This window comes from Rheinheimera texasensis DSM 17496 (assembly GCF_000711985.1).
GTDB lineage: Bacteria > Pseudomonadota > Gammaproteobacteria > Enterobacterales > Alteromonadaceae > Pararheinheimera > Pararheinheimera texasensis.
In genome coordinates, this window is sequence record NZ_JONU01000008.1 from 308278 (window position 1) to 323231 (window position 14954).

Here is a 14954-nt window from a genome sequence, read left to right on the forward strand (position 1 = left end):
TCCGGGTTTTTTATGTCGTTATTAATGGATGCACTAAAACAGCAGAATCAGACTGCCGCTGACACCGCCGCACCGCAAGCAATGCCGGGGCGCGGCTGGCAGTATCTGGCTATCGTTTTGTTGGTGCTGTGTGGTCTGGGACTGGGCTTTGCGCTGGCGTTTTGGCTGACGCAGCAACCTGCTGTTGAACCCGCGCCTGCTGTGGCGCCTGCGCCCATCGCAGTGGTCAGTGCACCGGCTTTACCGCCGGCAAACCCTGGCCTCATCCTCAGTGATTTAACCGCAGTGCCAACTGCAGAAGAGCAGGAGGAACAGCTGGTGATTTCCGCCGAGCGCGGAGAATCCCAGGGGCAGAGCCTGGACGAGCAAGTCGCAGTGCTGGAACAGTTTGATGAAGCCACGCCGATGCAGGAAGCAGACCCGGACGCGCCGGTAGCAGATCTACCGGCACAACAAGCTGAACTCAGTGCAGATGAGGTTCCTCAGGAATTAAAAGACAAATTCCAATATGCGCTGGAGGCCGCCAAAGGTACGACCCGCCCAGCCAAAGTGACAGAACATGCCGCGCCGGCCCGCGATATCCGCACACTGGATGACACATTGCAACGTCAGATAGCGCCGCTACGGTTTGAAGCGCATGTGTATGCAACTGAACCCAAGCAGCGCTGGGTGAAAGTCAATGGTAAAGATTTACAGGAAGGCCAGTGGATCACGGCGGATATTCAATTAAAAGAAATCACGCCGAACTATGTATTGATGCAAACCGGCCGGCAGATGTTCAGTATGGAAGCCTTGTCTGAATGGTCGTACCGGCTGAAAACACAGCCTTGAATATCATTAAAAATACTGTCGCAGGTCGAGGGCAAATTCGCTCAGATCTGCGGCGCCGACAATTTGCTCCTCCGGTAGTTTGGCCAAATCTAATACCTTTGCCGGCAGATGATGCCGGTGCACACTGTGATAAAACAATTTCACTTTGGGTTTGTCGGCATACTTCGGATGATTTTCCAGTACCAGCGCCAGCTTGCCGGATCTCAGCCGCACGGCAGAACCTGGTGGATACAAACCAATCCCCAATAAAAACTGCTGAGTAAGCTTCGCATCTAAGCTTTGTCCGGCTGATTTCAGCAGCTGAGCGCTGAGTTGCTGGCCACTGAGTTTATTTTGTTCCACCAGCTCTTGTAAGTTGGCGTACCGATTGACGATGGCCAGCAGCTGCGCACCGGCAGATTGCTCAGCCAAAGGCGCCAGATGGCCTGCTACCGTATCCAGCACTTCCGCTGAGCAGGCAGACTGTTCCAGCAGCGCCAGACTATAAGGCAGAGCGGCCAGATCTGTGGTCTGCTCCTGTGGAAATAGCTGCTTCAGCTGCGCTTTGCCGGCGTCATGCAGTAACGCCGCCAGCGTGTATTGCTGCGCTGTGGTTTCCGGCAGTTGTAAGGTCTGGCAGAACGCCGCCATCAGACAAGCACAACGTATTGCATGGCGCAGCAGCGCATCGTCTTCTTGCAGCACCTGTTGCAGATAGAGCAAAGCTTGCGGATTGCGGCTGCTGCTTTCCAGCAGTTTGTCGCAATTTTGGCTGGGTTGGGTCAGGTCGACACTATCGGCGTGAGCCATTTTCTCAAAAGTGACAGCGGTTTGCTGACGGGTACTTTGCAAAGCCAGTTCAGTGCGGGCACATTCCTGCATGAAGTCGGTTCTGGGCTTTACAACCGGTGTGGCGCTCTCCGCTGGCGCGGCCGGCAGTTCTTTTGGTGGCGGCAGTTGCTGCTCCGGGTCGATAAATACCGCCGAAACACCTTTTTGTTTTAACGTTTCTATTAACAGTTCGCTACGAACCCAGCCGGCATGTTTGATCACGACATCGCCGGTTTGACTGGCAACGCCTGTGACATAGCTGCCCAGTTGCAGATCATCTATTGGTACCAGCTGTTTTGCCATTTGAGTTATCCGCGAAGCATGTCACTGCACATTAAGCAAAACTGTACCAAATTGCAAAGTCCGGTAGTTGGGCGTTGTACCTTGATGCTTCCCATCAGTGATACAAATAAAAAAAGGCCCGCACAGCTGGCGGGCCTTGATGGACGTGGACTGAGATTAAACCGCGTTGTCGCTCATCGTCATCAGCGAAGCGTTGCCGCCGGCTGCTGTGGTGTTGATAGTCACAGTTTTTTCCGTGACCAGACGGTGTAACAGGCGCTCATCCGCAGGTGTAGTCACCAGTGGTGAAATCGCGCCATCGCGGGCGGCAATCAGTTCGCCGGTCAGCGCTTTGACCGCACTGCCGGCTTCAATCACTGCGGCCGCGATCAGCGGGTTACTGATCAGGGCTTTCAGTTGCGTCAGCTTCGCCACAACAAACAGCGCTGGCTGCAGATTGGCGTTCAGCAGCACTTTGCGCACAGCTTCCGCTTCGGCAAAGTCTTTGTCTTCCACTACCGCAACCACAGCGTTACCCGCTGCCAGAGCGGTCAGAACCGACAAGATCCAGTATTTAAAGCAGGCCGATTCGTCGCGAATACAGGCCACGACACCACGGGCTTCCAGGTGCAGTTGATTCGATTCACCGGTAGGTCCTGGCAGCTGAATAGGGGCCGCCAGTTCTTTTTCGATATGGCCAATCAGGCCACGCGCACTGGCCAGCACTTGCGCCAGATCGCCTTCCTGTTTCACCACCACGGCATTAGATGCCAGCTGGGCGAGGAACTGACGCATCACAGAGCTGCGCGCCGTGATGTCTTTTTTCTGCCAGTCGACCTGCGCTTTGGCTGCCAGCTGCAGGCTTTGCTGCAATGCATTGTCATGGCCAGATGCGGCGAGCAGGCTGGCTTTTTTGTCTTCAGACAATGGTGCTTCAGTGACCTGCAGATTGTCTTTGATCAGACGTGTTAAGTAGAACGGACCACCGGCTTTTGGACCTGTACCGGACAAACCACGGCCACCGAATGGTTGCACGCCAACGACAGCACCAATCATATTGCGGTTGACGTAGATGTTACCGGCTTTGACTTCGCGCGCCACCTGCGCCGTCACTTCGGCGATACGGCTATGCACGCCCATGGTCAGGCCGTAGCCTGTTGCGTTGATCTGTGCAATCACATCGTTCAGCTGCTCTGCTTTAAAGCGGATGATATGCACAACAGGACCAAAAACTTCGCGTTGCAACACCGCCAGATTAGCGATTTCATACAGTCGCGGTGCGAAGAAGAAATGACCTTCGCCAGCCGGAATTGGGCACTCGTAATGCAGTTTGGCTTTGCCTTCCAGATACTTCACGTGCGCGGTGAGGCCCGTCAGTGCTTTCTGGTCAATCACCGGGCCGACATCAGTGGATAACAATGACGGGTCGCCGACGTGTAATTCTTTCATTGCGCCTTTGATCATGTGAATGATCTTGTCGGCCACATCTTCCTGCAGGAACAGCACACGCAGCGCGGAACAGCGCTGACCGGCGCTCTGGAAGCCGGAAGAGACCACATCATCGACCACTTGTTCTGGCAGCGCGGTGGAGTCGACGATCATACAGTTCTGGCCACCGGTTTCGGCGATTAACGGCACCGGCTCGCCGCCCCGTTCGGCCAGTTTACGCGCGATCCAGCTGCCGGTTTCCGTTGAACCGGTGAACATCACCGCCTGAATGCGTAAGTCTGGTACCACATGCTCACCAATAATACGGCCCGGTGCGATGGTAAGTTCCACTACGCCAGCCGGCAGGCCGGCGGCGCGCCACAGTTCAATTGCCCGAATGGCGATTAATGAGGTTTGTTCGGCCGGCTTGGCAATCACAGTGTTACCAGCGGCAACAGCAGCTGTGACCTGACCTAAGAAGATTGCCAGTGGGAAGTTCCAAGGGCTGATACACAGCACCACCCCACGGCTTTGCACTGGGGTGCCGGTGAACATGGCTTCGGCGCGGGCAGCGTAATAACGGCAGAAGTCCACGGCTTCACGAATTTCCGCCACGCTGTCCGGCACGGTTTTACCGGCTTCTTTAACACAAATCGCCATCAGTTCGTCACGATGCGCTTCCAGGGCGTCGCCTAAGACGTTCAGCAAACGCGCGCGTTCGGCCACCGGCGTGCTGCTCCAGGCTGGGAACGCAGCCTCGGCACGGTCAATCGCTGCTTTCATCTGTTCCGGGCTGTGGTGTTCGACATAGCCAATCACCTGGGCATGATTCGCCGGGTTACGCACCGCTTTGGCGTCTTCCACCGGTGCCGCCTGAGTTGCGACGCTCAGCCATTGCTGCATATTGTTGCGCAGTGGCGTAATGGCATCCACTTCAGTTAAATCAATGCCTTTGGAGTTTTTGCGCTCATCGCCATACAAATTCACTGACAGCGGGATTTGTGTATTGCGTTTGTGTTTCCAGCTGCGCACCAGCTCGACCGGATCGGTCAGCAGGCTTTCTACCGGAATGCTTTCGTCGACGATATTGTTGACAAATGAGCTGTTGGCGCCGTTTTCCAGCAGACGACGCACTAAATAAGCCAGCAGGTCTGAGTGCTCACCGACCGGTGCATAAATTCGGCATGGTACTTTGTCTTCAGCGACGATTTGGTCATAGAGCGCATCGCCCATGCCGTGCAGCCGCTGGAATTCATAACCGGTACGATCCGGAGCCATTTCCAGAATAGTGGCCGCGGTGTAGGCATTGTGGGTGGCGAACATCGGGTAAATGCTGTCGCGGTAGTCCAGCAGTTTGCGCGCACAGGCCTGATAGGACACGTCTGTGGATGGTTTGCGGCTGAATACCGGGAAGTCGTTATGGCCTTCAATCTGGCTGATTTTGACTTCGCTGTCCCAGTATGCGCCTTTAACAAGACGGACCATCAGCTTGCGGCCAACCCGGACTGTCAGTTCACGCAGCCACTCGATTAAAGGCAGGCAGCGTTTGGAATACGCCTGAATCGCCAGGCCAAAACCTTCCCAGCCGGCTAAATCTTTGTCGGCAAACACCGCTTCGATGACGTCCATCGACAGTTCTAAGCGGTCGGCTTCCTCGGCGTCGACGGTGAAGCTGATGTCATAACCTTTGGCGGCTAACGCCAGGGTTTTTAAACGCGGTACCAGTTCAGACATCACGCGGTCACGGTGCGAGAAACGGTATTTCGGGTGAATCGCTGATAACTTGACGGAAATGCCTGGGCTTTTCAGCGGGCCGCGTTTTTTCGCTGCGGTGCCGATGGCATTAATCGCCATCATATAACTCTGGAAGTAGCGGTCGGCATCTTCCATCGTGCGGGCGCCTTCGCCCAGCATGTCGTAAGAGTAAGTGAAGCCTTTGGCTTCCAGTTCAGTGGCGCGTTCTACCGCTTTGTCGATGGTGGTGCCCATCACAAACTGGGTGCCCATGATTTGCATGGCGTAACGCACGGCCTGACGGATCACCGGCTCGCCGAGGCGGCCGCAGGTGCGTTTTAACAGGCCAAACTGGTCTTTTTTGTGCTCGTCGCTGTAGTTGACCAGTTTGCCGGTCAGTAACAGACCCCAGGCCGAGACGTTGACGAATAAGGATTCGCTGTTGCCTAAGTGCGAACTCCAGTCACCGTTAGATAATTTGTCGCGGATTAAACGGTCGGCGGTGTGTTTATCCGGTACCCGCAGCAGCGCTTCGGCCAGACACATCAGCACCAGACCTTCTTCGGTCGACAGCGAAAATTCATTCAGCAGCGCATCCACACCGCCTTTGCCAATCTGCGCCTGGCGGATATTCACCACCAGCTGGCGGGCGCGTTCCCAGGCGCGGGAGCGGGCCTGATCGCCGATGTCGGCCAGCGGTAACAGAGTTTCCAGTACCTGAGCTTCGTCGGCACGATAGAACTGACGCAGGGTTTGACGCAATGGGCTTGGAGCGGGGAGGTCGCCGTGAAATAGCATAATTTTTATCCCGGTTGATTTAAAATAAATGCTGCATTTTAGTGAAAGCACTACCGTATTTGGTGGCTAAATTTCGATTTAAACCCTACATAATTTGGTTTTATAATGCTTTAACCAGAAAAAATACGGAAACCGCTATGAATGCCAAAGGCCGGCCGTTAGACCGCATCGACAGAACCATTTTAGACACTCTGCAAAAGGATGGCCGGATTTCCAACGTCGAGCTGGCCAAACGCGTCAACTTAAGCCCCAGCCCTTGTATTGACCGGGTGCGTAAACTGGAACAGGAAGGCTTTATCACCGGTTATGGCGCTAAGTTATCGGCCTCAAAACTGGGGCTGGGTACTGCGGCTTTTATTCAGGTCACGCTGGATCGCACCACAGGCGCTATTTTTGATCAGTTCCGCGACTCGGTGGTGCAAATCGCCGAGGTGGCTGAATGCCATATGGTCGCCGGTGGTTTTGATTATCTGCTGAAACTGCGTTTATCCAGTATGGAAGCGTACCGTGCAGTGCTGGGGCGCATTGTTGATTTACCCGGCGTGCTGCAAACCCACACTTATGTAGTGATTGAGCAAGTGAAACAGGATTCGGGGTTGCCGCTGGATGACAAAACGCCCGACAAAACCTGAAACCGTATCAGCCATGACAAATGTCATGGCTTTTGATGACAAAGCACACTGCCGGCAATTCGCTGGATTCAGGATACTCAGTTCATCAACTGACGGAGGTGTGCCATGCAAAACCACAAAACTTTAGACCAGCAACTGATTGAATTTCGTAGCAAACGTTATCTGGCGATGCCGTTGTCCGGTGCAATCATCTGGGCTTTGATTGGTGGTTTGTCTTTTGTGCTGACACCCTATCAGCAGGTGATGGCGACTTTTATCGGCACCGGTAGTATTATTTACCTGGCGATGGCGATTTCCCGCCTGACCGGTGAAAACATCAGTTTTCAGAAAAACACCGAGCGCAATTGGTTCGACACTGTGTTTCTGGCTGCAGTAGGGATGAGTTTTCTGGTGTTTGCCATCAGTATTCCGCTGTTTATGGAAAACTATCAGGCGCTGCCTTTTGCCTTAGCGGTGCAGACCGGGCTGATGTGGCTGGTGTTTGGTGTATTGGCCAAAGCACCGGTAGCTTATCTACATACTATGGTGCGGACTGTGGCTTGTGTTGCGGCTTATCTGGCGCTGCCGGAGCATAGTTTCTGGTTACAACCACTGATTGTGGTGCTGTGTTATGGCTTCACGATTCCGGTTTTGGAGCTGCGTTACCGGGCACAGCAAGTGACACCTGCGGATGTCACGGCATAAAGTGCAGATGACAAAAAGGGAGCCGCGGCTCCCTTTATTATTTCTGCTGATTAAACCAGCGCTGACTTCTTACATCCAGCGATCATTGCGCCGGCGTTTTGGTGTGATCAACGGCAAAATCAGACCAAATAAAATGCCGCCTAATAAAATACCGCCGCCAATCACCATTTTATTCTGCAGTAATTCCGGGTTTTCCTCAGCCAGACGGGCAGTCAGTTGGGCCGTAGTCTGTTTGGCAAGCTCTGCCGCTTTAACGGCTTCGTCACGCTCAGCCTGAGCTTTGCTGACTTCGGACTGCAGCGTCTGCCGCTCCTGCTCAAACTGTGCTGCAATCATTTCCTGCTGGCTGAGCTGTTGTTTTAACGCTTCCAAGTTTGCTTTTGGGCTGGCGTTATAAGTGACATAGTCGCCGCTGAGCCAGCCTTCAGCACCGGTATTATCCCGGACTTTGACAAAGCCGTTGGCCGGATTGTCGCCAATAAAAGTTACAGACTCCCCAGCACGAACTGTGGAAATAGTGCGGTATTCAGTCCCAGGGCCGGACCGTAACGGTGTACTTAAGCTATCAATAATAAAAGCAGGTTTTTCTGCAACCGCAGGTTTTGTGGTGGTGTCTGCCGCTGGCTGTGCGGCTGCGGGTGTGCTGGCCGCTGTGGTGGTTTGCTCCACCGCAGCCTGTTGGGCTGAGACAACAAAACTGGCCAGCAAGGTGGCGGCAATCGCAGATTTCAGAGTAGACATAACAAATCCCGGTGGGCTTAAGCAGCAACAAGCATGAATGCGCCCGATCATAGGGAGTTGTGCCGAGGATGACAAGCAAAAACACTTGCAGCATCAAAGGGGCTGGCTTAGTGTGCCTGACAATTACTGCTGCACAGGGTATCAGGTGTTATGTCACTGGAAGTGGAACTGAAATTGTTGTTACCGGCACAGCATGCTGCTGCCATTTTTGCGGTACTGACAGACTATTGCCGTCAGCAGCTGGCCGCGGTGCAACCCGCCGGCAGCAAGACGCTGCTGAACGCCTATTTTGATACCGCCGACCGCTGGTTTCGCCGCCATGACAGCGGCCTGCGCACCCGGCAGAAACAAGGCCAGTTTGAGCAAACGCTGAAGCTCGCCGGTCAGCAACATGGCGCTGCGCATATCCGGCCTGAATATAATGTGCCGGTCGGCGGCGTTGTGCCGGTGCTAAGCGCATTTCCGGCCGAAGTCTGGCCAACAGGTACCGACGTCGCCGCCTTACAACAGCAGTTGGTTGAATTATTCCGCACCGATTTTGTCCGTGAGACCTGGTTACTACAAACCCAAGCCGGTGCCCGCATCGAACTGGTGTTTGATCAGGGCTTTGTCGCTGGCGGTGGTCATGAAGAGCCAATTTGTGAACTGGAGCTGGAATTACAAGCTGGTGCGGTCAGTGAAATATTCGCACTGTGCACGCAACTGCTGCAACGCTTTCCGTTGATGCTGGGCGTGCAGTCCAAAGCCGAGCGCGGTTATTTGCTGGCACAGCAAACACCGCTGTGCTGGCAAGAATTTGCGCCGGCTGACTCAACCGCAGATCTGCTCAGTAAATTCTTACGCAATCAATTGCTGGTAAGCCGGCAGCTTGCCTCCGATCTGCAGCTGTCGACACAATGGCAGCAGTGGCAGACGCGGCTGGCGGCGGAACCTGCGGCTGCCGTGCTGTTTCAGTCCGCTGCAGCACTGGGGCCGCAACCTGCATCGCAGGCGCTGCAACTGTGGTTGCTGCAATACAGTATCTGGTTGCTTGACCCTGCCACACTCAACAGTCACGTTTTAACCGCCTGATCCGGAGATTGATTATGGGATCGCTGTCGTCTGTCGTTTTGCCGGAATATCCTGCGGATTTGCAAGCGCCGCTGGCGCTGCAACGTGCTCAGCTTGATTTTGAACTGGAAAAAGCGCAGGAAGCCCAACTTCTGCAATTGCTCGCGGCCAGCCCCTTTATCGGTCGTTGTCTGAAACTTCAGCCACAGCTGTTGGAAGGGTTTCTCAGTGGGCAGGCCGGTTTCAGCGCACCGGACTGGTCGCAGCCGCATACCGAAGCGCAGGCAATGGCGGCGCTGCGGCGTTACCGTAACGCCAGTTTGTGTCAGTGTCTGGCCGACGATTTGTTGCGTGGTCAGTCCATAGCACAGGCACTGCAACGGGTGTCGCAGCTGGCGGACCAACTGATTAATCTGGCCTATCAATGGGCCTGGCAGGAACTGACTCCACAATGGGGCCAGCCGCTTGATGCTGCCGGACGCGTCATGCCGCTGTTAATCCTCGGCATGGGCAAACTCGGTGGTGGCGAGCTGAATTTATCCTCTGACATCGACCTGATTTTTGTTTACCCGGAAAACGGCGACACCCACGGGGGCCGGCGCAGCACTGAAAACCAGCAGTTTTATACCAAACTCGGGCAAAAAATCATTCTGCTGCTGAATCAAACCACAGCGGACGGTTTTGTTTATCGGGTGGATATGCGGCTGCGTCCTTTTGGCGACAGCGGCCCGCTGGTGCTGAGTTTTGCCGCCTTTGAAGATTATTATCAGGCGCAGGGCCGTGACTGGGAGCGCTACGCCATGCTCAAAGCGCGGATCTTAAATCCGGTGGCGCCTTTTGCTGCGGAACTGCAGGCGATGCTGAAGCCTTTTGTCTACCGGCGTTATATCGACTTCTCAGCCATTGAATCACTGCGCCGGATGAAGCAGCTGATTGAACAGGAAAACCGCCGGCGTAACCGCGTTGATAATATTAAACTCGGCGCCGGTGGTATCCGTGAAGTTGAATTTATCATTCAGACGTTGCAGCTGATTCGTGGCGGCCGTATCCCGGCTATTCAGCAGCCATCGATATTTGCCGCGATGCAGGCACTGCGTCAGGAAGGTTTGCTGGATGCTGAAGCTGAGCAAATGCTGCGTAGCGATTACCTGTTGCTGCGCCGTGTCGAGCACTGGTTACAAGGCTTGGACGACCAGCAAACCCAGACTTTACCGGCCGATACGCTGAGCCGGCAGCGGCTGGTGCTGGCGCTGGGTGCTCCCGACTGGCCGGCTTTGCAGCAGCAAATCAATGATGCTATGGCGCGTATTCATCAGCAGTTCCGTCAGGTGATTGCCCAGGAAGACAATGCCGAACCGCAGGAGTTATTGTTAGGCCGCCTGCTGTGGGACAGTGAACAGACTGCCGCTGAGCTGGCAGAACATCTGGATTGGCTAGATGTTGCGGCGGCGGAGTTGTTAATTCAGCAAGTTCAGCAATTTAAAACCGACAGCCAAAAGCGTCAGGTTGGGCCGCGTGGCCGCGAATTACTGGCCAAATTGCTGCCGCTGCTGCTGCATGTGGTGGCGCAGGAGCAAGCCGGGCCACAAGTGCTGGAGCGGGTGCTCGGCGTGCTGCGACAAATCGTGTCCCGCACTGCGTACCTCGAGCTGTTATTTGAAAATCCACCGGCGCTGCAGCAACTGGTGCGGCTCTGTGGCCGCAGTGGCTGGCTGGCCGAACATCTGGCGCGCTACCCAATGTTGCTGGATGAACTGATTGACCCGGAGCAGTTGTATCAGGTGGCGACCAGTGCCGATTATCGGGATAGGCTCCGTCAGCAAATGCTGCGCGTACCGGAAGATGATCTGGAATTAGTGATGGAAAGCCTGCGCCAGTACAAACAGGCGCAAACGCTGCGCATCGCGGCGGCGGATATCACCGGGATTTTGCCGCTGATGAAAGTATCCGACCATCTGACCTGGTTGGCCGAAGCGCTGGTGGAGAAAGTCGTCGAGCTGGCCTGGCAGCAAATGAGCGACAAATACGGTTATCCGGCCGGGCTGGATGCGCACAGTGCCAAGGCCTTTGCCGTGGTGGCCTATGGCAAGCTGGGTGGGCTGGAGCTGGGTTACGGTTCAGATCTGGACCTGGTGTTTTTACATCAGTGTGATTCACTGGCTGCCACCAGCGGCGAACGCGGCATCGATTCGCGGCAGTTTTATTTGAAACTGGTACAACGCATTTTGCATCTGTGTACCACCCGCACCGCCAGCGGTCTGCTGTATGAAGTGGATACCAGACTAAGACCATCCGGCAATGCCGGGCTGCTGACTGTGCATGTCGACACTTATGGTGATTATCTGCGCCAGGACGCCTGGACCTGGGAACATCAGGCCTTAGTGCGCACCCGGCTGATTTATGGTGACCCGGTGATCGCGCAGCGATTTGAGCAGATCCGCGCCGAAATTCTGGGAAAATCGCGGGACCTGGCAGCATTACGGGCTGAGGTACGCGACATGCGGCAAAAACTGCGGGAGCATCACGGCGTTGCCTCAACTGAAGTCAAACACAAAGCCGGTGGTATTGTCGATTTGGAATTTATCAGCCAGTTTCTGGTGCTGGGGTATGCAGCGAAATATCCGGCATTGTACCAATACAGCGACAACATTCGCATTCTGGATGCTGCGGCTGAGGCGGGCCTGATGCCATTGGCACAGGCGCAGCAGTTGCAGCAGGCTTATCAGCAGCTGCGTGGGATCAGTCACCGCCAGACTTTGGCGCCGGCGCAGGGGGCGGCGGAAGAGGATTTATCGGTTGCCGAGCAACAGGTTCGTGCTGCCTGGCAGCAGTTTGTCGCCACAGATTAGCGTTTGACCTCTTCGGCGTTCAGGTGCTGGCAGTTCTGTTCCAGAAACAGATTGGCTTTATCGGTCAGCACTGCCGCGCGTTGTTTGGGGCAAAAATAAGCACGCACCGGGTTTTCAAAATCTGGTGCTATCGCCTTTGCGATATCCTTTAACGTTTTCAGATAGTCGCCTTCGCTCTGGAAATAATGTTTCACCACGTAATCGCGTGGCAAAGTCCAGAACAGTTCCATCTGTTCTTGCCGGGCAAAATCCATCATGTGCTCACGCACTTTACTGCCCGGTTCGAATTTGCGGTTGGCTATAGTACCGCTCCAGTTCTCCGGCATTTCCGGTACCGTATTGGTCCGGTTTTCCAGACTGGTGGTTAACTGGTCGCTGGTGTCGGTCAGCTTGATGATGAACTCTTTGGATTTATCCACGCTGGTATCCAGCGAATAACGCAGTTGTTCGTAGAAGTTGGTGAACTCCATCGCTGCAGCTGTTTTAATCTGTACTTTCGCCGGCTCAGATTTTGGTGTCAGCAAATCAGGATACAACAACAGAACGGCCGCCAGACCTAATAAAAATACCAAAGCGACGATGTGCTTAAACCAGAATCCCATGAAAACTGCCCTGTATTGTGCTGACACCTCATACTAAACCTTGTGCCGGCGGGATTCCAGCTGCAAATCATGTCACAGTGTTATATGTCACTCTTGTTGTCATAAAGCGAGGGTGCGTCCGGAACAGGTCTGGTTTTAAACCGGCGGTGCACCCACATATATTGCTCCGGATGCTTCAGGATGGCTTGCTCTACCCACTGATTCACCCGGCAAATGGCCTGATAATCGTCATCGCCGGGGAAGTCCTCTAGTGCAGGCAGCGCTTCAATCTGATAGCCCTGCTGGTCTGGTAATTTACTGGTATAAATCGGGATCACCACACAATTGGCAGATCGGGCAAACAGCAGGGTGCCGTTAGTACAGGCGGTGTCTGGAACGGCAAAAAATGGCGCGAAGATAGCCCGGTTGCGGCCATAGTCCTGATCCGGCAGATAGAAACACACTTCGCCATCATTCAACGCTTTAAGCAGAGCTTTGACATCGCGTTTGCCGATCATAAATTTATTGCCGCGACTGCGGCCGCGATACATAAAAAACTCCATCAGCGCGTTGTTGTGTGGCCGGTAAAAACCAACACTCGGATGCGTCAGACCAAACACCCGGCAGGCAGCTTCCAGATGTAGCATGTGCGAAGCCAGCAACAACACACCTTTGCCTTGCGCTAATGCCGCCTGAATATGTTCGTAACCTTTAAAATGGGCTATGCGGCGGATGCGCCAGGTTGGCCACCACCAGCCGATGAGTGTTTCAATGGCGGCGCAGCCAGTTTCTTCGGCGTTGCGGCGCACCAGTTGCTCGCGTTCGGCAGCAGGCATGTCAGGAAAACAAAGTTCAAGGTTACGCCTTGCGATGCGGCCACGCGATTTCAGCAGTTTAAAACTAAGCCGGCCCAAACCCCGGCCCAGCGCCATCAGCCAGGAATATGGCAACCAGCTGATAAGATAGGCAATGCCAAGAGCCAGCCACAGCAGCCAATAACGCGGGTGAAGTAACGACAGGGTAAAGGGGGGCGCCTGATACACAATAAGTCCTCGGAGCGGAAAACGCGGTATTGTAACCAAAAGCGGCAGGAAACAAAGCCTGCAAACAAAAAGGCCACACTGGTCTGTCCGGTGTGGCCTGTTTTAGCGAATGATGACGGAGCTATTATGCGCCGAGCGCGGCATTCACAGTGGCGAGGTCGGCTTCAGTGAGCGTACCGGCCGCCTGTTTCAGCGATAACACAGCCAGGATGTAATCGTAGCGTTGTTTGGTCAGATTCCGGCGCGCATCAAACAGGTTACGGGTGCTGATCAGCACGTCGACGATAGTCCGGGTACCGACTTCAAAACCAGCTTCAGTGGCTTTTAACGCACTTTCCGCCGAAACCACGGCTTGCTCCAGAGCTTTAATACCGGCGATAGCGGCGCCGACGTTGTTATAGTTAACGCGAACCTGACGCACCACAGAGCGGTGACCCAGTTCTAAATCTTCACTGGTGGCCACGTAGTTGGCGCGTTGTTGGTCAGTGGAGGCTGTGGTTGCACCACCGGAATAAATTGGCACATTGAGGTTCAGGTTCAGGCTTTCGGAATCCTGCTGCGGAATGTTGCGGCTGTCAATCAGTGTTTTTGTCGCACTCAGGCCTACAGTCGGATAGTGGCCCGCTTCTGCCAGATCAATGTTGTTTTGCGCAATTTCCACCGCCAGTTTGCGCGCTTGTAAATCCAGGCTGCTGCCTTCGGCCACAGCAACCCATTCCATTACATTGGCTGGTTTTGGTGCTGTTGGTTTGAACTGAGCGGTATTGAGCGGGCTTAATTGTGAATGGTATTCGCCGGTAATTTCCTGCAAAGATTCACGCGCATTTTCCAGCGCGTTAGTCGCAGCGATTTCTCGGGCCACCACGCTGTCGAACTGCGCCTGCGCTTCGTGCACATCAGTGATAGCGGTCAGACCGACTGCAAAACGTTGTTTGGTTTGCTCCAGCTGACGTTCCACAGCGCGTTTTTCGGCGACGACGAAGGTTAAGTCATCATTGGCGCTCAGCACGTTAAAATAAGCCTGTGATACCCGGACAATCAGGCCCTGTAACGCGGCGTTGTAATAAATCTGGCCTTGTAGCGCAGTTTTTTCGGCGTTGGATAAACGCTCCCAATCTCCCCAGTTGAATACTGTCTGAGACAGGCTGAGGCGATTGGTGTAGCCGGTACCTGTGGCACTCATGCCAGCGCCCTGGTCTTCACGGGATTTGCCGATTGTCGATGTCAGGCTAATGTCAGGCAGGAAGTTTGCCTTGCTGATATCAATCCCCGCTTTGGCAGCATCGCGCTGGGCGGCTGACTTTAACACTTGCGGATCTTTTTTCAGTGCCAGCTGATAAACGTTTTGCAGGTTCTCCGCGCTGGCTTGCAGGCTGAACAAGCCGAGGGCCGCGCACACCAATGAACATAAAGCAGTTTTTTTCATAACCAGGTTCCATGGAAAACAAAATTGAACGGATATTAACGTGTTCGCGTACACTAAGTCGAACC

General features: G+C 54.4%; 11 protein-coding genes. 5 read left to right on the plus strand and 6 right to left on the minus strand.

Annotated features, from left to right (window positions below; all coding sequences use genetic code 11):
• The first annotated feature begins 12 nt into the window (after window positions 1–12).
• Complete coding sequence (locus Q399_RS0107340) at window positions 13–831, plus strand: general secretion pathway protein GspB (RefSeq protein ID WP_031567253.1); 819 nt, start codon at window positions 13–15, stop codon at window positions 829–831.
• Window positions 832–837: 6 nt separating this feature from the next.
• Here Q399_RS0107340 and Q399_RS0107345 read toward each other — a convergent pair whose 3' ends face one another.
• Together Q399_RS0107345 and putA are read right to left on the minus strand one after the other, a co-directional pair.
• Window positions 838–1944, minus strand: a complete 1107-nt coding sequence (locus Q399_RS0107345; protein ID WP_031567254.1) for a cyclic di-GMP phosphodiesterase — start codon at window positions 1942–1944, stop codon at window positions 838–840.
• 156 nt (window positions 1945–2100) lie between these two features.
• Window positions 2101–5883 carry a bifunctional proline dehydrogenase/L-glutamate gamma-semialdehyde dehydrogenase PutA gene (gene putA, locus Q399_RS0107350; protein WP_031567256.1) on the minus strand — a complete coding sequence of 1261 codons (3783 nt, stop codon included), beginning with the start codon at window positions 5881–5883 and terminating at the stop codon, window positions 2101–2103.
• Window positions 5884–6020: 137 nt separating this feature from the next.
• On the opposite strand from putA, the gene Q399_RS0107355 reads away from it, so the two are divergent.
• The gene (locus Q399_RS0107355; protein ID WP_031567259.1) at window positions 6021–6515 is read left to right on the plus strand and encodes a winged helix-turn-helix transcriptional regulator; all 495 of its coding nucleotides are present in this window, start codon (window positions 6021–6023) and stop codon (window positions 6513–6515) included.
• A gap of 105 nt (window positions 6516–6620) precedes the next feature.
• Entirely contained in the window at window positions 6621–7199 is a 579-nt protein-coding gene (locus tag Q399_RS0107360; RefSeq protein ID WP_031567261.1) for a DUF7010 family protein, read from the plus strand.
• A gap of 69 nt (window positions 7200–7268) precedes the next feature.
• On the opposite strand, the gene Q399_RS0107365 is transcribed toward Q399_RS0107360, so the two are convergent.
• Window positions 7269–7940: a TIGR04211 family SH3 domain-containing protein gene (locus tag Q399_RS0107365; RefSeq protein ID WP_031567263.1), complete on the minus strand. Its 672-nt coding sequence runs from the start codon at window positions 7938–7940 to the stop codon at window positions 7269–7271.
• Between the two features lie 150 nt (window positions 7941–8090).
• Between Q399_RS0107365 and Q399_RS0107370 the strand changes: the two genes are divergently transcribed.
• Both Q399_RS0107370 and glnE read left to right on the plus strand, forming a co-directional pair.
• A complete protein-coding gene (locus tag Q399_RS0107370; protein ID WP_051685835.1) occupies window positions 8091–9011 on the plus strand; it encodes a CYTH domain-containing protein in 921 nt (306 codons plus the stop codon).
• 14 nt (window positions 9012–9025) lie between these two features.
• Window positions 9026–11839 carry a bifunctional [glutamate--ammonia ligase]-adenylyl-L-tyrosine phosphorylase/[glutamate--ammonia-ligase] adenylyltransferase gene (glnE, locus tag Q399_RS0107375; RefSeq protein WP_031567267.1) on the plus strand — a complete coding sequence of 938 codons (2814 nt, stop codon included), beginning with the start codon at window positions 9026–9028 and terminating at the stop codon, window positions 11837–11839.
• On the opposite strand, the gene Q399_RS0107380 is transcribed toward glnE, so the two are convergent.
• The 3 genes from Q399_RS0107380 to tolC form a co-directional block, all read right to left on the minus strand.
• Window positions 11836–12441, minus strand: a complete 606-nt coding sequence (locus Q399_RS0107380) for a TcpQ domain-containing protein (protein ID WP_031567269.1) — start codon at window positions 12439–12441, stop codon at window positions 11836–11838. The two genes, glnE and Q399_RS0107380, sit on opposite strands and share 4 nt — an antisense overlap.
• An 80-nt stretch (window positions 12442–12521) precedes the next feature.
• On the minus strand, window positions 12522–13463 hold the full coding sequence (gene lpxL / locus Q399_RS0107385; protein WP_031567271.1) for an LpxL/LpxP family Kdo(2)-lipid IV(A) lauroyl/palmitoleoyl acyltransferase: 942 nt from the start codon (window positions 13461–13463) through the stop codon (window positions 12522–12524).
• A gap of 124 nt (window positions 13464–13587) precedes the next feature.
• Window positions 13588–14889, minus strand: a complete 1302-nt coding sequence (gene tolC, locus Q399_RS0107390) for an outer membrane channel protein TolC (protein WP_031567273.1) — start codon at window positions 14887–14889, stop codon at window positions 13588–13590.
• Window positions 14890–14954 lie beyond the last annotated feature (65 nt).

Bases quoted from the DNA above. Each gene is read 5' to 3' on its own strand.
- Q399_RS0107345 (WP_031567254.1), bottom strand. From the start codon at position 1,944: ATGGCAAAACAGCTGGTACCAATAGATGATCTGCAACTGGGCAGCTAT.
- Q399_RS0107370 (WP_051685835.1), top strand. From the start codon at position 8,091: ATGTCACTGGAAGTGGAACTGAAATTGTTGTTACCGGCACAGCATGCT.
- Q399_RS0107365 (WP_031567263.1), bottom strand. From the start codon at position 7,940: ATGTCTACTCTGAAATCTGCGATTGCCGCCACCTTGCTGGCCAGTTTT.
- Q399_RS0107355 (WP_031567259.1), top strand. From the start codon at position 6,021: ATGAATGCCAAAGGCCGGCCGTTAGACCGCATCGACAGAACCATTTTA.
- Q399_RS0107360 (WP_031567261.1), top strand. From the start codon at position 6,621: ATGCAAAACCACAAAACTTTAGACCAGCAACTGATTGAATTTCGTAGC.
- putA (WP_031567256.1), bottom strand. From the start codon at position 5,883: ATGCTATTTCACGGCGACCTCCCCGCTCCAAGCCCATTGCGTCAAACC.
- Q399_RS0107340 (WP_031567253.1), top strand. From the start codon at position 13: ATGTCGTTATTAATGGATGCACTAAAACAGCAGAATCAGACTGCCGCT.
- glnE (WP_031567267.1), top strand. From the start codon at position 9,026: ATGGGATCGCTGTCGTCTGTCGTTTTGCCGGAATATCCTGCGGATTTG.
- tolC (WP_031567273.1), bottom strand. From the start codon at position 14,889: ATGAAAAAAACTGCTTTATGTTCATTGGTGTGCGCGGCCCTCGGCTTG.
- Q399_RS0107380 (WP_031567269.1), bottom strand. From the start codon at position 12,441: ATGGGATTCTGGTTTAAGCACATCGTCGCTTTGGTATTTTTATTAGGT.